Annotated in this window: 15 protein-coding genes; 10 read left to right on the forward strand and 5 right to left on the reverse strand. The window is 70.1% G+C overall.

Features of this window, described 5'->3' with window-relative positions; genetic code table 11:
• The first annotated feature begins 289 nt into the window (after window positions 1–289).
• Window positions 290–2,860, forward strand: coding sequence for a discoidin domain-containing protein (locus ACGFW6_RS07805; protein WP_393505755.1), 2,571 nt, complete (start codon window positions 290–292; stop codon window positions 2,858–2,860).
• A 174-nt stretch (window positions 2,861–3,034) separates the two neighbouring features.
• The gene (locus ACGFW6_RS07810) at window positions 3,035–4,978 is read left to right on the forward strand and encodes a Na+/H+ antiporter NhaA (RefSeq protein WP_393505756.1); all 1,944 of its coding nucleotides are present in this window, start codon (window positions 3,035–3,037) and stop codon (window positions 4,976–4,978) included.
• Between the two features lie 54 nt (window positions 4,979–5,032).
• Here the strand turns inward: ACGFW6_RS07810 and ACGFW6_RS07815 are convergent, their stop codons facing one another.
• Entirely contained in the window at window positions 5,033–5,812 is a 780-nt protein-coding gene (locus tag ACGFW6_RS07815; RefSeq protein WP_393505758.1) for a DUF1963 domain-containing protein, read from the reverse strand.
• Window positions 5,813–5,946: 134 nt separating this feature from the next.
• The gene (locus ACGFW6_RS07820) at window positions 5,947–7,449 is read right to left on the reverse strand and encodes a glycoside hydrolase family 43 protein (protein ID WP_393505760.1); all 1,503 of its coding nucleotides are present in this window, start codon (window positions 7,447–7,449) and stop codon (window positions 5,947–5,949) included.
• A 335-nt stretch (window positions 7,450–7,784) separates the two neighbouring features.
• Here ACGFW6_RS07820 and ACGFW6_RS07825 point away from each other — a divergent pair, with 335 nt between their 5' ends.
• Window positions 7,785–9,275, forward strand: coding sequence for a glycoside hydrolase family 76 protein (locus tag ACGFW6_RS07825; protein ID WP_393505762.1), 1,491 nt, complete (start codon window positions 7,785–7,787; stop codon window positions 9,273–9,275).
• Window positions 9,276–9,352: 77 nt separating this feature from the next.
• Window positions 9,353–11,203 (forward strand): glycoside hydrolase family 76 protein, encoded by a 1,851-nt coding sequence (locus tag ACGFW6_RS07830; protein WP_393505764.1) that lies wholly within the window; start codon window positions 9,353–9,355, stop codon window positions 11,201–11,203.
• On the opposite strand, the gene ACGFW6_RS07835 is transcribed toward ACGFW6_RS07830, so the two are convergent.
• On the reverse strand, window positions 11,200–12,165 hold the full coding sequence (locus ACGFW6_RS07835) for an NAD(P)-dependent alcohol dehydrogenase (RefSeq protein WP_393505766.1): 966 nt from the start codon (window positions 12,163–12,165) through the stop codon (window positions 11,200–11,202). The two genes, ACGFW6_RS07830 and ACGFW6_RS07835, sit on opposite strands and share 4 nt — an antisense overlap.
• Window positions 12,166–12,264: 99 nt before the next feature.
• Between ACGFW6_RS07835 and ACGFW6_RS07840 the strand changes: the two genes are divergently transcribed.
• A complete protein-coding gene (locus ACGFW6_RS07840; protein ID WP_393505768.1) occupies window positions 12,265–12,951 on the forward strand; it encodes a TetR/AcrR family transcriptional regulator in 687 nt (228 codons plus the stop codon).
• A 99-nt stretch (window positions 12,952–13,050) separates the two neighbouring features.
• On the opposite strand, the gene ACGFW6_RS07845 is transcribed toward ACGFW6_RS07840, so the two are convergent.
• Complete coding sequence (locus tag ACGFW6_RS07845; RefSeq protein ID WP_393505770.1) at window positions 13,051–13,566, reverse strand: hypothetical protein; 516 nt, start codon at window positions 13,564–13,566, stop codon at window positions 13,051–13,053.
• 279 nt (window positions 13,567–13,845) lie between these two features.
• On the opposite strand from ACGFW6_RS07845, the gene ACGFW6_RS07850 reads away from it, so the two are divergent.
• A complete protein-coding gene (locus tag ACGFW6_RS07850; protein WP_393505772.1) occupies window positions 13,846–14,916 on the forward strand; it encodes a glycoside hydrolase family 5 protein in 1,071 nt (356 codons plus the stop codon).
• 108 nt (window positions 14,917–15,024) lie between these two features.
• On the opposite strand, the gene ACGFW6_RS07855 is transcribed toward ACGFW6_RS07850, so the two are convergent.
• Window positions 15,025–16,251, reverse strand: a complete 1,227-nt coding sequence (locus tag ACGFW6_RS07855) for an MFS transporter (protein ID WP_393505774.1) — start codon at window positions 16,249–16,251, stop codon at window positions 15,025–15,027.
• 371 nt (window positions 16,252–16,622) lie between these two features.
• On the opposite strand from ACGFW6_RS07855, the gene ACGFW6_RS07860 reads away from it, so the two are divergent.
• The 4 genes from ACGFW6_RS07860 (at window position 16,623) to ACGFW6_RS07875 (ending at window position 19,801) form a co-directional block, all read left to right on the forward strand.
• Window positions 16,623–17,480 carry an NAD-dependent epimerase/dehydratase family protein gene (locus ACGFW6_RS07860; protein ID WP_393505776.1) on the forward strand — a complete coding sequence of 286 codons (858 nt, stop codon included), beginning with the start codon at window positions 16,623–16,625 and terminating at the stop codon, window positions 17,478–17,480.
• A 158-nt stretch (window positions 17,481–17,638) separates the two neighbouring features.
• Complete coding sequence (locus ACGFW6_RS07865; protein ID WP_393505778.1) at window positions 17,639–18,532, forward strand: LysR family transcriptional regulator; 894 nt, start codon at window positions 17,639–17,641, stop codon at window positions 18,530–18,532.
• Between the two features lie 82 nt (window positions 18,533–18,614).
• Window positions 18,615–19,418, forward strand: a complete 804-nt coding sequence (locus ACGFW6_RS07870) for a metalloregulator ArsR/SmtB family transcription factor (protein WP_393505781.1) — start codon at window positions 18,615–18,617, stop codon at window positions 19,416–19,418.
• Complete coding sequence (locus ACGFW6_RS07875) at window positions 19,415–19,801, forward strand: VOC family protein (protein ID WP_393505783.1); 387 nt, start codon at window positions 19,415–19,417, stop codon at window positions 19,799–19,801. The genes ACGFW6_RS07870 and ACGFW6_RS07875 overlap by 4 nt, the downstream gene beginning before the upstream one ends.
• The last annotated feature ends 34 nt before the right edge of the window (window positions 19,802–19,835 follow it).

Consider the following 19,835-nt stretch of genomic DNA (forward strand, 5'->3'; position numbering starts at 1 on the left):
CTAGGGCCCCGTTCCGTTCGCTGCGCCCCTGAAGCATCGGCTCCAGCGGCGCCATGAGAGCGCCCGTGGGCATCCGGCCGACAAACCCGCGTCCGAGGGGTTGCCCGGAGATTACGGTCCCCACTTAAATCACATCGTGAACTAAGTTGCTGTACTGCTGTGTTGCCCCCTCCGGCATGCCTTGGCACACAAGCGACGCGGTTCGCCGCGGCTCCGTCGCGGCGTATCGCTCGCGCTGCAGGAAGCAGGCTCGTCCGAATCCCGCACCGCTCCCGCAGAAAGCTGACGCATGAGACTCATGAAAGACGCCGGACGCCTCAGACGCAGAGCGCTGGGTGTCTCGCTGATCGCCACCGCGGCGCTGGTCACCCTCCCCTCCCAAGGACCGGCGGCGGCAGCCGAAACGCCGCTGTCCCAAGGCAAGAGCGTCACGTCCTCCTCGAACGAGAACGCCGCCACGGCCGCTGCCAACGCCGTGGACGGTGACCGGGGCACCAGGTGGTCCTCGGCCGCGAGCGACAACCAGTGGCTGCAGGTGGACCTGGGCGCCACGGCCTCCGTCACCCGGGTCGATCTGGACTGGGAAGCCGCCTACGGCAAGGACTACAAGATCCAGCTCTCCCAGGACGGCGCCAGTTGGAACGACGCCAAGACCGTGACGGGCGGCGACGGCGGCACCGACTCCGTGGACGTCTCGGGGCAAGCCCGCTATGTGCGGATGCAGGGACTCAGCCGGGCGACGCCTTGGGGCTACTCCCTGTGGGAGTTCCAGGTCTTCGGCACCACCGGCGGCACCCAGCCCGCCTCCTGCGACTCCGCCGACGCCGCCCGCGGCAAGCCCTCGTCCGCCTCCTCGGTCGAGAACGCGGGCACTCCCGCCTCGGCCGCGTTCGACGGTGACGCCGGCACCCGCTGGTCGAGCCAGGCCTCGGACCCGCAGTGGGTGCAGGTCGACCTGGGATCGGTGCGCGACCTGTGCAAGGTCGACCTGAACTGGGAGGCCGCCTACGCCAGGACCTTCCGCATCCAGACCTCCGACAACGGACAGGACTGGAGCACCCTCAAGGAGGTCACCGACGCGACCGGCGGCCGGGCCTCCTACGAGGTCGACGGCTCGGGCCGCTACGTACGCATCCTGGGCACGGCCCGCGCCACCGGCTACGGATACTCGCTGTGGGAGGTCGCCGTGCACACCGAGTCCGGCGGCACCGGTCCCATCGAGGGCGGCGGTGACCTGGGCCCGAACGTCATCGTCGTCGATCCCTCCACACCGAACCTCCAGCAGAAGTTCGACCAGGTCTTCGCGCAGCAGGAGGCAAGCCAGTTCGGCAGCGGCCGCTACCAGTTCCTGCTGAAGCCGGGCACCTACAACAACCTCAACGCCCAACTGGGCTTCTACACCTCCGTCTCGGGCCTCGGCCTCAACCCCGACGACGTCCAGATCAACGGTGACATCACCGTCGACGCGGGCTGGTTCAACGGGAACGCCACCCAGAACTTCTGGCGGTCGGCCGAGAACCTGGCCATCAGCCCCGTCAACGGCACCGACCGGTGGGCGGTCGCCCAGGCGGCGCCGTTCCGGCGGATCCACGTCAAGGGCGGGCTCAACCTCGCACCCAACGGCTACGGCTGGGCCTCCGGCGGATACATCGCCGACTCGAAGATCGACGGCACCGTCGGCCCGTACAGCCAGCAGCAGTGGTACACCCGCGACAGCTCCGTCGGCGGCTGGACCAACGGCGTGTGGAACATGACGTTCACCGGTGTGGAGGGCGCGCCCGCGACCAACTTCGCCACCGGGCCGTACACCACGTTCGACACCACACCCATCTCCCGGGAGAAGCCGTTCCTCTATCTGGACGGCAGCACCTACAAGGTCTTCGTACCCGGCAAGCGCACCAACGCGCGAGGCGTGTCCTGGCCGGCCAACGCCGGGGGCTCGTCCCTGCCGTTGGACCAGTTCTACGTGGTCAAGCCCGGCGCGACGGCCGCCACCATCAACGCGGCCCTCGACCAGGGCCTCAACCTGCTGTTCACACCCGGCGTGTACCACATCGACCAGACCATCGAGGTCGACCGCGCCAACACCGTGGTCCTCGGCCTGGGGCTGGCCACGATCATCCCCGACGGGGGCATCGACGCCCTGCACGTGGCGGACGTCGACGGCGTACGGCTCGCCGGTTTCCTGATCGACGCCGGTCCGGTCAACTCGGACACGCTCCTGCGGATCGGCGAGCCCGGCGCGTCCGCCGACCACTCCGCCAACCCCACCACCATGCAGGACGTGTTCGTCCGCATCGGCGGCGCGGGCCCGGGGCTCGCCACCAACTCGGTGGTCGTCAACAGCGACGACGTACTCATCGACCACACCTGGATCTGGCGCGCCGACCACGGCGAGGGCGTCGGCTGGGACACCAACAGGGCCGACTACGGGCTGCGCGTCAACGGCGACGACGTCCTCACCACCGGCCTGTTCGTCGAGCACTTCAACAAGTACGACGTCCTGTGGAGCGGAGAGCGCGGACGGACGATCTTCTTCCAGAACGAGAAGGCCTACGACGCCCCGAACGAGGCCGCCATCACCCATGACGGCATCGTGGGATACGCGGCCTACAAGGTCGCCGACACGGTGAACGAACACGAGGCGTGGGCGCTCGGAAGCTACTGCAACTACACCTCGGACGACACCATCGTCCAGCACCACGGCTTCCAGGTGCCGGTGAAGCCCGGCATCAAGATGCGCCACCTGATGGTGATCTCCCTCGGCGGCAAGGGTCAGTACCGCCACGTCATCAACGACACGGGAGCCCCGACGTCAGGGACGGACACCGTGCCGTCCAAGGTCACGCAGTTCCCCTGATCCACGTCTGATCCCGCAGCGGCGGGAGGCCCCGGGGGCGTACGCGTCGCCCCCGGGGCCGGCCGGCGGTTCGCCATGTGCTCGTGCGGCGCGGGATCGTCCTCTGCCGTCCGGGTGGGCTGTCAGGGGTGAACAGCGGTGGCGGCAGGCTGCCTGCGGGCCTGCCGTGGGCCGATGGCGATAATTGGCCACGTGAGCAGCGACTATCCCAGCGAGGCGAGTCAGGCGCTGTCCAGCCAGACCCGGGCGCACTGGCGGACCTTCGTGCAGACCGAGACGGGCAGCGCCACTCTGCTGCTGGCCGCCGTGGCCGCGGCCCTGCTGTGGGCCAACATCGACGCGCACTCCTACGAAGCGGTGTGGGGAGCGCACTTCACCATCGGCTTCGACACCCGCCATCTCTCCCTCGACCTGCACGAGTGGATCAACGCGGGGCTGATGAGTCTGTTCTTCTTCGTGGTCGGTCTGGAGGCGCGGCGCGAGTTCGACATGGGGGAACTGCGGGACCGCCGCTGGGTGCTGCTCAGCGCCGTGGCGGGACTGGGCAGCATGGTCGTGCCCGCGGCGATCTACGTCGCCATCAACGCCGGTCATGACTCGGTGCACGGCTGGGGTACGGCGATGTCGACCGACACCGCCTTCGCCCTGGGCATCCTGGCGGTGTTCGGCTCACGGCTGCCGGCCTCCCTGCGCGCTTTCATGCTGTCGATCTCCGTGGTCGACGATCTCCTCGCGCTGCTGGTGATCGCGGTCTTCTACAGCGAGGGCATCCATGTGCCGGCGCTGCTGGTGGCGCTGGGCGGGCTGCTGCTCATCGGTGTGCTGCGGCTGGCCGGTATCCGCAAGGGCGTCTACTGCGCCGTGCTGTCCGTGGTGGTGTGGATCGCGCTGTACGAGGCCGGCGTCGACCCCGTGGTGACCGGTCTGGCCGTCGGAGCGCTGGTGGTCGCCTATCCGGCGCCGCGGGGCGACCTGGAGCGGGCGAGCCAGCTGTTCCGCCTCTTCCGCGAGCAGCCCACGCCCGAGCTGCAACGCTCCGCCGTACGGGGTCTCGCGGCGGCGATCTCCCCCAACGAGCGCCTGGAGCAGAAGTTCCTGCCCTGGGTGAGCTACGGCATCGTGCCGCTGTTCGCGCTGGCCAACGCGGGCATCGAGCTGAGTGGCGCCAAGCTCGAGGAAGCGTTCACCTCGCCCATCACGTTGGGCATCCTGGTCGGCTGTGCGGCGGGCAAAGTGATCGGGATCGTGGGTTCCATGGCGGGCGCGCAGTTCCTGACGGGCGGTCGCCTGCGCCCCAACGTGGGCTGGGGATCGGTCACCGCGGGCGGGGCCATCGCCGGAGCGGCGTTCACCGTCTCCTTGTTGATCGCCTCCCACGCCTTCGAGGGCGAGGAACTGGACCAGGCACGGATCGGCATCCTCGCCACCCTGGTCGCCGCGTTCGTGCTCAGCTGGGCCGTCTCGGGTGTCGTCGGACTGCTGCCGGAGGCCCGCCGGGCGCGGGCGCTGCTGGGCACGACCGACGCGCTGACGGATCTGGCGGTGGCCGTGGACGTGCGCCACGACCGCATCCGCGGGCCCGAGAAGGCGGCCGTCACGGTGGTGGAGTACGGCGACTTCGAGTGCCCGTACTGCGGGCAGGCCGAGCCGGCCGTACGGGAACTGCTGGGCACCGACTCCGACGTCCGCTTCGTGTGGCGGCACCTGCCGCTGTCGGACGTGCACCCCGAGGCGGAACTCGCGGCGGAGGCGTCGGAAGCGGCTGCGCGGCAGGGGAAGTTCTGGGAGATGCACGATTTGCTTCTCGCGCGGCAGGATGCGCTCGGCGGGGAGGACCTGCTGCGGTACGCGCGGGAACTCGGTCTGGACGTGGCGCGGTTCCGCGACGACATGGAGCGGGGCCGGGGCGCCCGGCGTGTCGCGGAGGACGTCGACTCCGCGGACTTGAGCGGGGTGTCGGGTACACCCACGTTCTTCATCAACGGACGGCGCCACAAGGGTGCCTACGACGCGGCAGCCCTGACGCAGGCGGTCGAACAGGCCCGGCGGCAGGTGCTGGCCACGCAGGCGGGAGTGTCGGGACAAGCGGGCAGCCGACCGCGCCGGCCCGCGCCTTGAGGGGCCCGGGTCCGGTACGGGCGCCGAGCGCGGGGCCCCTGAGTCAGAGGCCGCTCAGCACTGCTGCTCGTACCGGAGGTCGGCGTACCGTCGGGCGGCGATGTCCTCGCGGATGCCCACGATCAGGTTCAGGGTGAACACCTCGTAGTCGATCGCCTGCCCCGCCATCTGGGCGAAGAGCACCAGACCGTCCGTGTCCGGTGCCATGTCCCACGGGTCGGAGAAGCCGCCGAGCTGCACACAGACGCCGGGGCGGGTGCCGCCGGACGCCGCTTCCAGCAGGTCCTCCTCGAATCCGTCCAGTATGTCGTCGTGGCCGTCGCCCCTCGCGAAGGCTGCCGTTCGCGGGGCGTCGCGCCAGTCTTCGCCGAGGGTCAGTCCGACCACGGGGTACAGGGTGCGGGGTTCATAGGCCCTGACCCGTACGGACTCACCGTCGGACTCGTACGTCCCGGGGTGCTCCGTCGTCGGCGTTCCGGCCGGGACGTGGAGCACCGCCGATGAGTCCGGCGGGTACTCGATGTCGCTGAAGAACAACAGGTGCCCGTCGGCGGGAAGTTCGATGTCCAGCACCTCTCGGGGCAGCGCCGCGCAGTCGACGCTCAGTATCAGCGGCTCCCTCCCGTCGGGCCAGTCCGCCCCTTCCGGCAACGCGGGGAGCCCGCCCGTCCGTGCGGCCGGCCGGGTCCTCTCGCGGAGCGAAGCCGGGACCTCGTCGTACGGCACCAGGTGGATGCAGGGCCTGCTCCGGAGCAGCAACTCCTCTGCGACGGAGCCGGGAACGCCATGCTTCGCGGCCGTCTCGTGGATGAGCCGCGCGTCAACTGCTGTCATGCCGCGATCGTGCCACGGGCCACTGACATGCGAGCGTCCGTGCTCTCGCCCGCTCCCGCGGCCGGCGAGAGACACGGCGGCTCCTGCGCCCTTCGAGACATCCGTCGCTCTCTCGCCGGACGGCGCCGCTCACCTCAACGGGCGGGGCCGATGGCCACGTTGTCGAAGGCGGCGGCGGAGTCGAAGACGCGGACCCCGTTCGCCCCGCTCGGGAAGGTGCCGTCCTCGGCGGAGATCTTCGGCGTCGTCATGTCGTCGACGAATACCTTGATCGATGCTCCGACCGCGGTGACACGGATCCGGTGCGTCGAACCGGGTACGACAGGCGTGCGGGCGGCCCCCAGTTCGGTCCAGGAGCCGTTCGCCCGGCCGAGAACCACCTTGCCGCTCGGGCTGATACCGGCGTAGTAGCCCGAGTAGTCGTCCCAGCCGACCGAGGGCTCCTTCACCCGGAACACGAGCCCGGCGTCTCCACCGCCGGACGTCACGGTGACGTCCGCGTCGTACGTGAAGTCCGCGAAGTCGGTGTCGAGGAGCGCCTTGCCTCCGAGGTCCCGTCCCACGCGGTACCGACCGCCTGCGACCGACCACGTGCCGCCGTAGGTCTTCCAGCCCAGGGCGTTGCCGTCGGCGAAGTTGTCCTTCACCTGCATCGCGATGCGCCGGATGGTGCCGTCGGGGTTGAAGTACATGCGGTCGTAGGCCAGTTGACGATGGTTGCCGTCGCTCTCGCTGAGCGGACGGCGGTGGTAGACGATGTACCAGATGTCGGTGCCCGGCACGTTGACGACGGAGTTGTGTCCCGAGCCCTTGGCGACCGCCGGGTCCTGGGCGAGCACCTTGTCGATCTTGACGAAGGGGCCGGTCGGCGAGTCGGACATGGCGTACGACACCGAGTAGTCGGGTCCGGTCCAGCCGCCCTCCGACCACATCAGGTAGTACGTGCCGTTCCGCTTGAACATGTAGGAGCCCTCGGTGTAGTTCTCCGGGGTGATCTCCTTGTAGGTCGAACCGTCCTCGAAGGTCCCCAGGCTGGTCATGTCCGGGTTGAGCTTGACGACGTTGGCGTGGTGCCAGCCTCCGTAGTACATGTACGCCTGGCCGTCGTCGTCGATGAAGACGTCCTGGTCGATGGGCTGGGCCCCGTTGTGGAACTGGGAGATCAACGGTTTGCCGAGGGCGTCCTCGTAGGGCCCCTCGGGGCGGTCGGCGACGGCGACGCCGATGCCGCCGAGTTGGGAGTTGTCCTGGATGTCGTTCGCCGCGAAGTACAGGTAGTACCTGCCGCCGCGTTCGACGGGTGCAGGCGCCCATACCGCGTACTTGGCCCAGGAGACGTTCGCCGTCGTCAGGACGTTGCTGTGCTTGGTCCAGTGGATCAGGTCCGTCGAGGAGAACGCGTCGAGGTGGGTCTGTTCGGCGTACGCCTTCGACGCGGTGGGGAAGACCCAGTACTTGCCGTCGTAGATCGCGATGTCGGGGTCCGCGTACCAGCCGTCGACGAAGGGGTTCCCCGCCTCGGCGGTCGAGTACGCGGGGAGGGCAACGGCGGGAGTGGGCGAGAGCAGCGCCAGCAGTCCGCCGGTGAGCAACGCGGCCAAGGCTCGGGCGACGGACCCGGTCGGTCTGACAGTCATGAGGACCTCCGTCGGGGATCGGGGGCCGACAGTCGAAAGACAACGTTGTCCAACGACTCGCAGCCCTACGCACGGGCGCAGAGCTTCGGTAGAAGCCTTTTACATCGATGGAATGAGGCTGTAAACCCTCTGCGCACCAGCACCTCCCGAACTCGCCACGCCCCGCCTCCACTTGGGGACCGCTCGCATCCCCCGCACCGTTGACGACCCGTCGTCCCGTCATTACCTTCCGAGAGCGCTCTCTTTCACTCACAGCATGTCCCCGGGCTGTCGCCTCGGCCGGCGTTCGCAGGCCCCGGCGCAGCGTGGGGGCGGCGCCCTGACAGGGAGGCCCCATGGCTCCCGCACGAAGATTCCGCAGACCGAATCCCCCCACCGCCGGACGGTCGGCCGCAGCGATCGCCCTCGTGCTCCTCGCGGGTGCCGCCTCGCCGCCGGCCTCCGCCGCCGGCACGGTCACGGCCGCGGCGACCATCTGCAACAAGTACTGCGACGCCCGGGACCCCGCCCTCTCCCCCGGCGACCGCACCCCGGTATCGGCCACCGTCCACGGACGGTCGATCGCGCTGCACTTCGACGACGCCGACGCGATGGGCTGGGCGTCCCTCACCAACGGCAACCCGGGCGACGAGGTGTGGCTCGACCGCTCCTTCGACGGCGGCCGCACCTGGAGCTCGGGCAGCAAGCTCGGAGACACCACCGTTCCCGCCGGTCAACGGGGTTGGCGCACGCTCATGTACAACGTGGACGACTGGAACAACCGCGGCGTCGGCGCGTTGCGCGCCTGCGGCAAAGCGGGCGATCGTACCGAGATCGCCTGTACGCCGTGGGCCCGCACCACCTGGAACGCGGGCGACCGACGCACCGCCGCTGCCACGGGCCTGATGAGCCTCTACGACAACGCGACCGGCCTGTTCGACACCACCGGATGGTGGAACTCCGCGAACGCCCTCACCGCGATCATCGACAACGTCCGCGTGTCGGGGATGGGCAGTTACTCGTACGCGATCTCCCGGACCTACGACCTCAATCTCCAGGCGCAGGGCGGGCAGTTCCGCAACGACTACATCGACGACACCGGATGGTGGGGGCTGGCCTGGGTCGCCGCCTACGACCTGACCGGCGACAGCCGCTACCTCGCCACCGCCCGCGCCGACGCCGACCACATGGCGGCGTACTGGGACGGCACCTGTGGCGGCGGCGTGTGGTGGAGCACGGCGAAGACCTACAAGAACGCCATAGCCAACTCCCTCTACATCCACCTCAACGCGGCCCTGCACAACCGGATCCCGGGCGACACCGCGTACCGGGAGCGGGCGCGTGCCGGTTGGTCCTGGTTCCAGGGCACCGGAATGATCAACGGCTCGCATCTCGTCAACGACGGTATCGACCTGGGCACTTGCCGCAACAACGGCCAGCCGGTCTGGTCGTACAACCAAGGGGTCCTGCTCGGCGCCCTCACCGAGCTGCACCGGGCCACGGGGGATGCCGCGCTGCTCGACCGGGCACGGCAGATCGGCGACGCCGCCACCACGGCCTCCGCCCTGCACACCGCCGAGGGCATCCTGCGCGACCCGTGCGAGGGGGGTGACTGCGGCGCCGACGGGCCGTCCTTCAAGGGCGCGCACGTGCGGGGCCTGGGCCGACTCAACGCCGCGTTGCCCCACCATCCCTACACCGCCTACCTCCGTCGCCAGGCGGACCGTGCCCACACGAGCGACCGCAACGCCCTCGATCAGTACGGACTGCGCTGGTCGGGTCCGCTCGACAAGGTGGACGCGGCGCGGCAGCAAAGCGCCCTCGACCTGCTCAACGCGGCGCCGTAGTCGCAGCTTCCGGTCGAAGCACCCTCGGCTCCTCCTCACCCCCACCGACCCTGACGGAGAAAGGGCGGTACGTCGTCATGTCAGCACGCGGACATCGCATCTGGACCGGCCTCCTGGTCCTGGCACTGGCCCTGGCCGGGCTGGTCGCCCTGCCCACCCCCTCCCACGCGGCGCCGGCGGTCTGCGCGCTGGCGTGCGACACCCTGGACCCCTCGAAGGCACGGCAGGAGACGTTCCCGGTGCCGGACGGGAACATCAACGGTCGCGTCCTGCGCCTGCATGTCTCCGACCCCGACAACATGGCCTGGGCGAGCATCGACAACGGTGTGCGCGGTGACTCGGTCTGGCTCGACCGTTCCTGGGACCGTGGCGCCACCTGGGAGCCGCTCCTCGGCAAGGCGAGCGTCCCCGACACCTGGACCGGCACCCGCACGCTGATGTACAACGTCTCCGACCCGGTCGGTCACCGGCGCGGCTGGATCCGTGCCTGCGGCGACGCCGGTGCCGTCACCTGCACCGACTGGGTGTACCCGAGGGTCTGCGACGGAACGTCCTGCGACGGCGCCGATCCCGCCACCGCGTCCGGCGACGACACCCCGGTGCCCTCCACCACGCTCTTCGGCCGCACGATCAGCCTGCACGTCGACCAGCGCAACGGCATGGCCTGGGGCGCGACCGAGAGCGGCGGCGCGGGCGACGAGATCTGGCTGGACCGTTCCTGGGACGCCGGCGCGAGCTGGCCCGAGGGCTCCTCCCTCGGCCGCAGAAGCGTGCCGTCGGGGGCGTCCTCGACCAGGACCGCGATGTTCGCCACCCGGGACCCGCGGGGTCTGCTGTACGGCGGAGCGGTCCGGGCCTGCGGCCGCGAGGCGGCTCATCAGGAGGGGAGCTGCACGGCATGGGCGCGGCCCGCACCGACGCGGGAACGGGCCGCAGCGGACGCGTTGATGGCGTCGTACCAGACCAACGAGGGCTGGTGGCACAGCAGTTGGTGGAACTCGGCCGTCGCGCTCACGTCGCTGGTCGACTTCGCCGAGCGGACCGGGCGGCACGACTACGACTGGGTGATCGCCCGCACCTTCGAGCAGAACCGTGGTGTCTTCCCGGCGGGCGTCCGCAGCACGGACCCGATCGAGGGCCATTTCATCAGCCGCGCCGTCGATGACGCGGCCTGGTGGGCGATGGCCTGGGTCAGGGCGTACGACTACACCGGCGAGCGCCGGTATCTGGACGAGGCGGTCACCATCAGCGACTACGTCCACGGGTTCTGGGATCCGGGCACCTGCGGTGGCGGTGTGTGGTGGGACCGGGAGCGCACGTACAAGAACGCCGTGACCAACGGGCTGTACCTGTGGCTCGCCACCGCTCTGCACCAGCGCGTCGGCGGCGACACGGTGTGGGGCGGCCGGGCGGCCGGGGCGGCGGACTGGTACCTCGCCAGCGGGATGATCAACTCGGCGGGTCTGGTCAACGACGGACTGACCGCGGGCTGCGCCAACAACGGCCAGACGGTGTGGAGTTACAACCAGGGCCTGGCCATCGGCGCCTTCACGCAGCTGTGGCGGTCCACCGGCAGCGGCCGCTACCTGGAGACCGCCGTACGCCTGGCCGACGCCGCGATCTCCTCCCCCGTGCTCACGCGCGACGGGATCCTCACCGAGTCGTGCGACATCGCGACCAACTCCTGCGACGACAACCAGAAACAGTTCAAGGGCATCTTCATGCGCAACCTGGCGGACCTGGCGGAGGCCACCGGATCCGCCGCCTACCGGGCGTACGCCGACCGACAGGCCGACGCGATCTGGACCAACGACCGGGACTCTCTGAACCGCCTGGGCCAGCGCTGGTCCGGCACCACTCCCAACCCGTCGGACTGGCGCACCCAGGCGAGCGCCCTGGAGGCTTTGACGGCCGCGGCCATGCCCTAGTCGACCCTGACGACGTACTTCCCCCGGACTCCGCCCGCCTCCAGCGCCCCGTGGGCCGCCGCTGTCTCCTCCAGGGGGAAGACCGTGTCCACCGACGGGCGCAGTTTCCCCTCCGTGACGTGGTGGGCGAGGTCGTCGAGGAGCGGGCGTTCGGGGTTGCCGCTGAAGAAGCGCACCCGGCTCCGCCCGTGGACGGCGCTCGCCGCGATGTAGCCCAGCGAGGCGGCGGGCCTGGTCACGTCGAAGGCGATGGTGACCATGCGGCCGCCGGGCCTGAGCAGCCCGCGGAGGGTCCGCAGGTCGGTGCCCGCCGTGTCGAGGAGTACGTCGAACCGGCCCAGCTCCGCCGGGGACGCGGTCCGGTGGTCGACGGCGTGGTGGGCACCGAGGTCGCGCACGAAGCCGAGATTGGCGGCGCGGGCGAGAGCCGTGACCTCGGCGCCGTACGCCTGTCCGAGCTGGACTGCGGCGTTGCCGACGCCGCCCGCCGCGCCCCGCACGAGGAGCCGCTCGCCGGGGCGCAGCCGGGCCTTGTCCCGCAGCGCGGTGAGGGCCGTGGTGGCGACGGGCAGTGCGGCGGCGTCCACCAGGTCCAGCCCGGGAGGAACGAGGCCGAGCCGCTTGACGGGCACGCTCACGTATTCCGCGGCGCTGCCGAACCCGCTGGTACGTCCCAGGACGCCCCAGACGAGGTCACCGACGGCGAAGTCCGTCGTTCCGGCGCCCAGCGCGGCTACTTCGCCGGTGAGGTCGAGTCCCACGCGCTGGGGGAACCTCCGGCCGGTCAGGAGACGGACACGGCCGGCACGGGCTGACAGTTCGCCGCCGTTCACGCTGAACGCGCGCACCCGCACCAGGACCTCGCCGGGAGCCGGTTCGGGGCGTGGCACCCGGCCCAGGTAGAGCACGTCGGGGGTGCCGTAGCGGTCGAACAGCACTGCCTTCATCGTGTCGCCGTCCATCGGTCGTCCTTCTCGCCGGGTGCCTGCGGGGTTCTGAGACGGACCGTAGGCTGCCAAGTGGACGAGATCGTCCGTTTGGACGGGAAGCGAGACACAGTGATGGCGGAATCCTCTCGGATCACGGGCTCGGACGGGCTGCGGGCGGACGCCCGGCGTAACAGGGAGCGCGTCCTGGTCGCCGCCCGCGCGGTCTTCGCCGACCACGGGATCGACGCCCCGATGGCGACGGTGGCCCGCCGGGCCGGGGTCGGCGTGGCGACTCTGTACCGGCATTTCCCGACCCGGGACGACCTGGTGCGATCCGCGTTCGCACGGCAGATGGACACATGTGCCCGGGCGCTCACCGAGGCGCTGGCGGACCCGGATCCGTGGCGGGGCTTCCAGCGGCTGATCGAGACGGTCTGTGAACTGCAGCGGGAGGAACGGGGCTTCCCGGCCGCGTTCGTGTCGGCCTTCCCGGACAGCTCAGGGGAACACGCGCGGGTGCGGGAGCGGGCCGAGCGGGACTTCAGGACCCTGGTCCGCAGGGCTCAGGCGGCGGGCGCGCTGCGCGCCGACTTCCACCCCTCCGACCTCGTCGTGGCCCTGCTGTCCCACTGCGGTCTGGTGACCGCGCTGCCGGACGACCGTGCGGCGTCCCGGCGGCTGGTGGCGTACCTGCTCCAGTCGTTCCGTGCCGAATCCGCGCTCGGGGCTCTGCCGGCGCCCAGCGCGCTGTCGCTGGGCGACCTTCCGCTGGTGGCCGACCATTCCCAGGGGCAGCGACCCGCCAGGTCCAGAGCCTGACGCAGGACGGCGCCCGCCGGGCGGAAACGGAATCTTCCGGCAGCCCCGGAGAACTGCCGGAAGAAGACTCAGACTTCGCAGTGCCGTGCGGAGCGGGGTTCAGCAGCCGCCGCAGTTGTAGTAGAGGACGTCCCAGTGGTTGCCCTCGTCGGCGTAGATGTTGCCCGAGCCGGAACGCCACTGGGGAGCCCCGTCGCCGCGCAGGCCGATGTAGGTGAAGTTGTTCTTGATGTAGTTCCCGATGCAGGTGTACTTGCTGTAGTCGAGCTTGTAGCCGTTCCAGTGCGAGTACGTGCCGGAGGCGTGCCCGGTCTCGGTGCCGCCGGTGATGTTCAGGGCGCAGCCGCTGGCGCGCTTGAGCGTCTGTGCGCCCTGGGCGGTGGCCAGGTTGAGCTGCTCGAACGACGTACAGGTGGAGTTGTTGCGGTTCGAGCAGTTCCCGGACGACGACCAGGTGATGCCGACCTGCTGGAACATGGACGTCGCGGTGGCGTGACTGATCTTGGTGACGGCGAACGCGTCGCCGGCCGTGCCGACGACGACGGCACCGGGGGCGACCACGAGGGCGAGAGCGGTCAGGACCGAGCGGAGCTTCAAGGCCTTGGTGACCTTCATGCGGGGGACCTTCCTGCGGTGGGCCAGGCTTCGTGAGGGTGGCTGTGCAGGTGGTGCGGGAAGCATGGTGCCCGCGGTCTACGCGCGTTGGCCAGAGGACAAAGCGGAACACATGCGCTCGCGCCGACTCCGCACCCCATTCCGGTCACATACATGACCCGGCCTCTGTGAATGCCGTAGGGGATGTGGATGGCTACCGGACTCTTGAAGCCCTCAGAAGGCTCTGCTTTCCTCCATTAGGAAAGTTTCCTATCAATCACTCACGTGAACGAGGTTCATATGAGGGCATTCTCTCTGCCACTGCGGCGAGGTGCGCTGGGTGCCGCGCTCGGCAGCGTCCTGTTGCTCCTCCTCAGCGTCGTCCCGACCGGCTCGGCCTTTGCGACCGGCACCGGCCAACGGGCCGCCGCCACGCCGGTCTCCGCCAACGGGCAGCTCAAGGTCTGCGGCACCAAGCTGTGCAACAGCCGCGGGAACCCGATCCAGTTACGGGGCATGAGCACCCATGGCACCCAGTGGTACCCGCACTGCCTGACCAGCGGTTCGCTCAACGCCCTGGCCACCGACTGGAAGGCGGACGTCCTGCGCGTCTCGACCTACGTCCAGGAGGGCGGCTACGAGACGAACCCCCAGCACTTCACCAACCTCGCGAACTCCCTCATCCAGCAGGCGACCGACCGCGGCATGTACGTGATCGTCGACTGGCACATGCTCACCCCGGGCGACCCCCACGCCAATCTGAGCAAGGCCCGGCAGTTCTTCACCGACATCGCCAACCGCAACAAGGACAAGAACAACATCCTCTACGAGATCGCGAACGAGCCCAGCGGCGTGAGCTGGTCGCGGATCAAGAGCTACGCGGAACAGATCATCCCGACCATCCGCTCCATCGACTCCGATGCTCCCGTGCTGGTCGGAACACGCGCGTGGTCCTCGTTCGGGGTGTCCGAGGGTGCCGACGAGTCGGAGGTGGTGAACAACCCGGTCAGGGGGTCCAACATCATGTACACCTTCCACTTCTACGCGTACTCGCACCGCGACGAGTACCTGGCGACGCTCTCCCGGGCAGCCGACAAACTCCCGGTGTTCGTCACGGAGTTCGGCACCCAGAACTACGCCGGTGAGGGCAGCAACAACTTCGCCATGTCGCAGCGCTACCTCGACCTCATGGCCGCCAAGAAGATCAGCTGGACGAACTGGAACTTCTCCGACGACAACCGCTCCGGAGCAGTCTTCAAGACCGGCACATGCGACAGGTCCGGCCCCTGGACCGGCACCTCGCCGCTGAAACCCGCCGGAGTCTGGATCCGCGAGCGGATCATGTCGCAGGACAACTTCCCCGCCGCGTGACCCGGTGAGGGACGACTGCGCATGAGCACGAGCGACCGGGTGGCCTGTGTGTCTCGCACAGGCCACCTCCTGCTTCAGGCCACCTGCTGTCTCAGGCCACCTGCTGCCTCAGGGCGCCGACGTGGTGGGCGCCGCCTCCGTCGGGGTCGCCGCGGTGGACGACGTGATCACTTCGGAGCTCTCGGAGCCTCGGCCGCCCCGGTCCATGAGGCCGCCCATGAAGGCCAGGCCGAGACCCGCCACGGCCAGCGCCGCGCCGACGAGGTTCGGTGAGGCCCAGCCCCAGCCCGCGGAGATGGCCAGGCCGCCGAGCCAGGCGCCACCGGCGTTGGCCAGGTTGAAGGCGGAGTGGTTGGAGGCCGCGGCCATCGTCGGGGCGTTCCTGGCCTTCGCCATGAGCAGCATCTGGACGGGGGTGGTGATGAGGGCACCCATCGCGCCGATGAAAGTGATCGTGAGCAGGGCCGGAACGGTGCTGTGGACGGTGAAGTAGAACGTCACCAGCCCGGCCGCGAGCAGGGCGAGTCCCGCGTACAGGGTGGGGCGCAGGGCGCGGTCGGTGAGGGGGCCGGCGATCAGCGTGCCGGCCGTCATGCCCACGCCGTACAGCGCGAGGACCAGAGTCGTGGAGGTGTCGGAGATACCCGTCAGGTTCGTCAGCATCGGCACGAGGTAGCTGTAGACGGCGAAGAAGCCGCCGAACCCGACCACCGCCGTGGCCAGGCCGATCACGACCTGCCGGTTGCGCATGGCGCGCACCTCGTGGCGGATGCCGGCCTGCTGTCCGCGCGGCTGGTGGGGAACGAACGCGGCCAGCGCGGCCAGCGCGACGAGCCCGATGACGGCCACGGCGCCGTAGGCGGACCGCCAGCCGAGCTGCTGGCCGAGCGCGGTGCCGGCCGGGACACCGATGATGTTCGCGACCGTCAGGCCCAGGAACATCCTCGACACGGCGCGCGCGGCCCGGTCGGGGGCGACCAGCCGGGACGCGACGACGGCGCCGACGCCGAACAGCGCGCCGTGCGGCAGCCCCGCGAGGAAGCGTGCGGCGAACAGCAGGCCGAAGTTCGGGGCGAACGCGGAGGCGATGTTGCCGATCACGAACAGGCCGGACAACAGCAGCAGCAGCTTCTTGTGCGGGATGCGTGCACCGATGCCGGTCAGCACCGGGGCACCGACGACGACACCGAGCGCGTAGGCCGACACGAGGTTGCCGGCCTGGGGTACCGACACCCCGACCCCGTCGGCGATCTGGGGCAGCAGCCCCATCGTGGCGAACTCGGTCGTGCCGATGCCGAAGGCGACGACAGCCAGGGCCAACAGAGCCAGAGGCATGGTGCGGGAGAACCTTTCGAAAGACAGCGGTACGGGGACGAGGGAGCAGAGAAGGCCGAGGTCGTGCGGAAACCCACCTCAGCCGGCCGCGTCGAGCACCGTTGCCCAGCGCGCCCCCACACAGGGCGAGCCCATGAACAGTGCAGCAGCGACGGGAAACCGCGCATTCCAAGATCGGGCCGCGCCTTGACGTGATCTACGTCATGCGACCTCGGCGGACTCCCCCAAGGACCGTTCCTGCTGCGTCTTGGGCCGCCCCACGTGATGCCCAACGGGTATCACAGACGCCGGAAGAGGTCTTGGACGCCGGCTCGTCGCCGGGCGGAGGCTGTGAGGGCAAGGCAAGCCACCGACAGGCAGGAGCCAAGATCATGAGGGTCTTCCTCACCGGCGGATCCGGATACATCGGCAAGGCGACGATCAGCGCGCTGCTCCGGCACGGGCACACCGTGGAGGCACTGGCGCGCAATGACCGGGCCGCCGAGACGGTCGGGGCCCTCGGAGCGGCTCCCGTACTCGGCGGACTGGCCGACCTGGACGTCCTGAACACGGCCGCCGCCCGTGCGGAGGCCGTCGTACACCTGGCGCAGGCCGCGACCGGTGACGAGGACCTGGCGGCCGCCACCGCCCTGCAGGACGGCATCGGCACCGGCCCCTACGTGCACACGGGCGGCACCTGGGTCCACGGCGACACCCAGGGTGTGGCCGACGAGACCGCCCCCTGGAATCCGCCCGCCCTGGTCGCCTGGCGCAGGCCCGTCGAGACAGCCGTCCTCCAGCGCGCAGAACAGGGCGGCAGGCCCGTGCTGGTACGGCCCGGTCTGCTGTACGGCGGCGAGAACCGTCTGATCGACCTCTTCTACACCGACCCCGGCAAGGACGCGGGCGCCGTCCCCTGCATCGGGGACGGGGAGAACCACTGGCCGCTCGTCCACATCGACGACATCGCCGAGCTGTACGTGGCGTCACTGAAAGCCGCGCCGGGCGCGGTGTATGTCGGGGTGGGAGGTGTGAACCCCACCGCGAAGGAGTGCGCGCTCGCCCTCAGCCGGGCCGTGGGGCTCGACGGCAAGGTCGTGTCGATCAGCCTGGAGCAGGCTCGTGAGCGGATGGGTCCGATCGCCGACGCCTTCGCCCTGGACCAGCAGTTCACCCCGCGCCGCGCCCTGGCCGAACTCGGGTGGGTTCCCGCCCACACCGACCCGCTGGCCGTCCTCGGCCGTCGGTGAGCGAGCTCAGCTGCACGGAGACGGTCGATCACGCGCCGGGGCCTTTCGTGGCTGAGCGGTAGATTTGTGATCGGCTGCCGGGAGCGCCGAGGCGGTCGCTTCCCACGATGGCCGGCTGACCAGGAATGCGGCGGCGACAGAGTGAGCGGTGAGCCCCGGTGGATCTTGATCTGCGGAAGCTCCGGTACTTCGTGGCGGTGGCGGAGGAGCTTCATTTCGGACGGGCGGCCGAGCGGCTGCACATCGCCCAGCCGGTCCTGTCCCGGCAGATCCGCAGCCTGGAGGAAGAGCTCGGTGCGGAGGTGTTCGACCGCGGCCGCCGCGGCACTGCGCTGACTCCCGCGGGAAAGCAGTTGCTGGAGGACGCGGTTCCCCTGCTCGCCTCGGCCCAGGCCCTGGTCGGCCGGGTGAAAGCGGCGGCGCGGGGCACGCGGTCCCTGACCATCGGCTTCATGCCCGGCATCACCGTCACCCCGGCCATGACCGCGTTCACCGCGCAGCACCCCGGCGTGCAGGTGCGGCTGCTGCGTACGACGTGGGACGACCAGGTCGACGTGCTGCTGGACGGTCGGGCCGACGTCGGCATCGTGCGGCTGCCCATCGACCGGCAGGGTCTCGATGTGCGCCCTCTCTTCCAGGAACGCCGCGTCGTCATGCTGCCCGTGGGGCATCGCCTGGCCGGCCGGAAGTCGGTGACGGTCAAGGACCTCGCCGCCGAGCATCTGCTCCAGGACCCGGACGCCGTTCCCGAGTGGCGTGACGTGGCGCTGGAGTTGCGGGCCGGGCGACGCCCCGACGTTCCGGTGATCCACCAGGTGGAGGAGAAGCTCGAACTGGTGGCTGCCGGAGCCGGGATCTGCGTCCTGCCGCTGTCGACCGCGAACTTCTACACCCGACCGGACGTGATCCCGCTGCGCGTGGACGGCATCGGCCCCAACGACGTGGCGCTGGCGTGGGTGGCGGCCCGCCGGTCCCGCCTCATCCGCGACTTCGCCGTGGCGGCAGCGGACACGCTGGCCGCGTCCCACGCCGAGGACCCGTCGACCCCTTAGGCCGCGGCCTCTCGGCCGTCGGACCACGCCGCCCCACCGACAGGTATTGATACATCAATCTGATTTGACGTACCTTCGATGTATGGGATCCGATCCCCGGGACGTGACCTTCGCGCCGCCCGAGTTCCTTCGGCTGGCCGCGCATCCCCTGCGCTGGCGGCTGCTGACGGCACTCGCCGACGGGGACCACCGGGTGCGTGAACTGGTGGAGCGTGTCGGGGAGCCGCAGAACCTGGTGTCGTACCACCTGCGGCTGCTGCGCGACGGCGGGCTGGTCGCGGCCCGGCGCAGCAACTTCGACGGCCGGGACAGCTACTACCGCCTCGACCTGGAGCGTTGCGCGGAGGCTCTGGCGGCCGGCGGTGCCGCCCTGCACCCGGCGTTGCGCCAGGCCCCCGCACTCCCCCGTCGTCCCGCACCGGCGCGATCCCCGCGGGTGACGGTGCTCTTCGTGTGCACCGGCAACAGCGCCCGCTCGCCGATCGCCGAAGCCCTGCTGCGCCACCACACCGCCGGCCGGGTCACGACGGCCAGTGCGGGCACGAGTCCCAAGCCGCAGCTGCACCCGTACGCGGTCCGGGTGCTGGCCGAGTCGTACGGCATCGACCTCTCCGGTGGACGCACCCGGACCCAGCACGTGGACGCCCTGGCCGGACGCCGCTTCGACCACGTGGTCACCCTGTGCGACAAGGCGCGCGAGGTCTGCCCGGAGTTCGGCCCGCGACGGGTCCACTGGAGCATGGCCGACCCGGGCGCGGCCGATGCCGCCGGCGGCGCGATCGGCTACGCGGCCTTTCAGCATGCGGCGGCCGACATAGACACCCGTGTCAGGTACCTGATTCCGGTCCTGAACAACCCCGAGACCGTTGCGAGGTCCGAGCCATGACCATCCACGACGAATACGTCAGCGTCCGCTACCTCGTCGATGACGTGCGGGCGGCGGCCGACTTCTACACCGCCCACCTCGGCTTCACGCTGAACTCCAGCGCCGCCCCCGCCTTCGCCGACGTGGTGCGCGGCCGCCTCCGGCTGCTCCTGTCGGGCCCGGCGAGCTCGGGCGCCCGCGCCACACCGAAGGAGGCGGCCGTCGCGGGCGCCAACCGCATCCACCTCACCTACGACGACCTCGACGCCGAGATCGCACGGCTGCGCGGCGCCGGACTCACCTTCCGCAGCGAGGTCGTCGCCGGCCCCGGCGGACGCCAGATCCTGCTCGCCGACCCGGCAGGCAACCTCATCGAGCTGTTCCAGCCGGCCGACAGGCCCTGACCGGGGCGGCGCGCGCCGTTCAGGTACCTGCGGC

Origin of the sequence: Streptomyces sp. Y7, from assembly GCF_043195415.1 — a bacterium.
Taxonomy (GTDB): domain Bacteria; phylum Actinomycetota; class Actinomycetes; order Streptomycetales; family Streptomycetaceae; genus Streptomyces.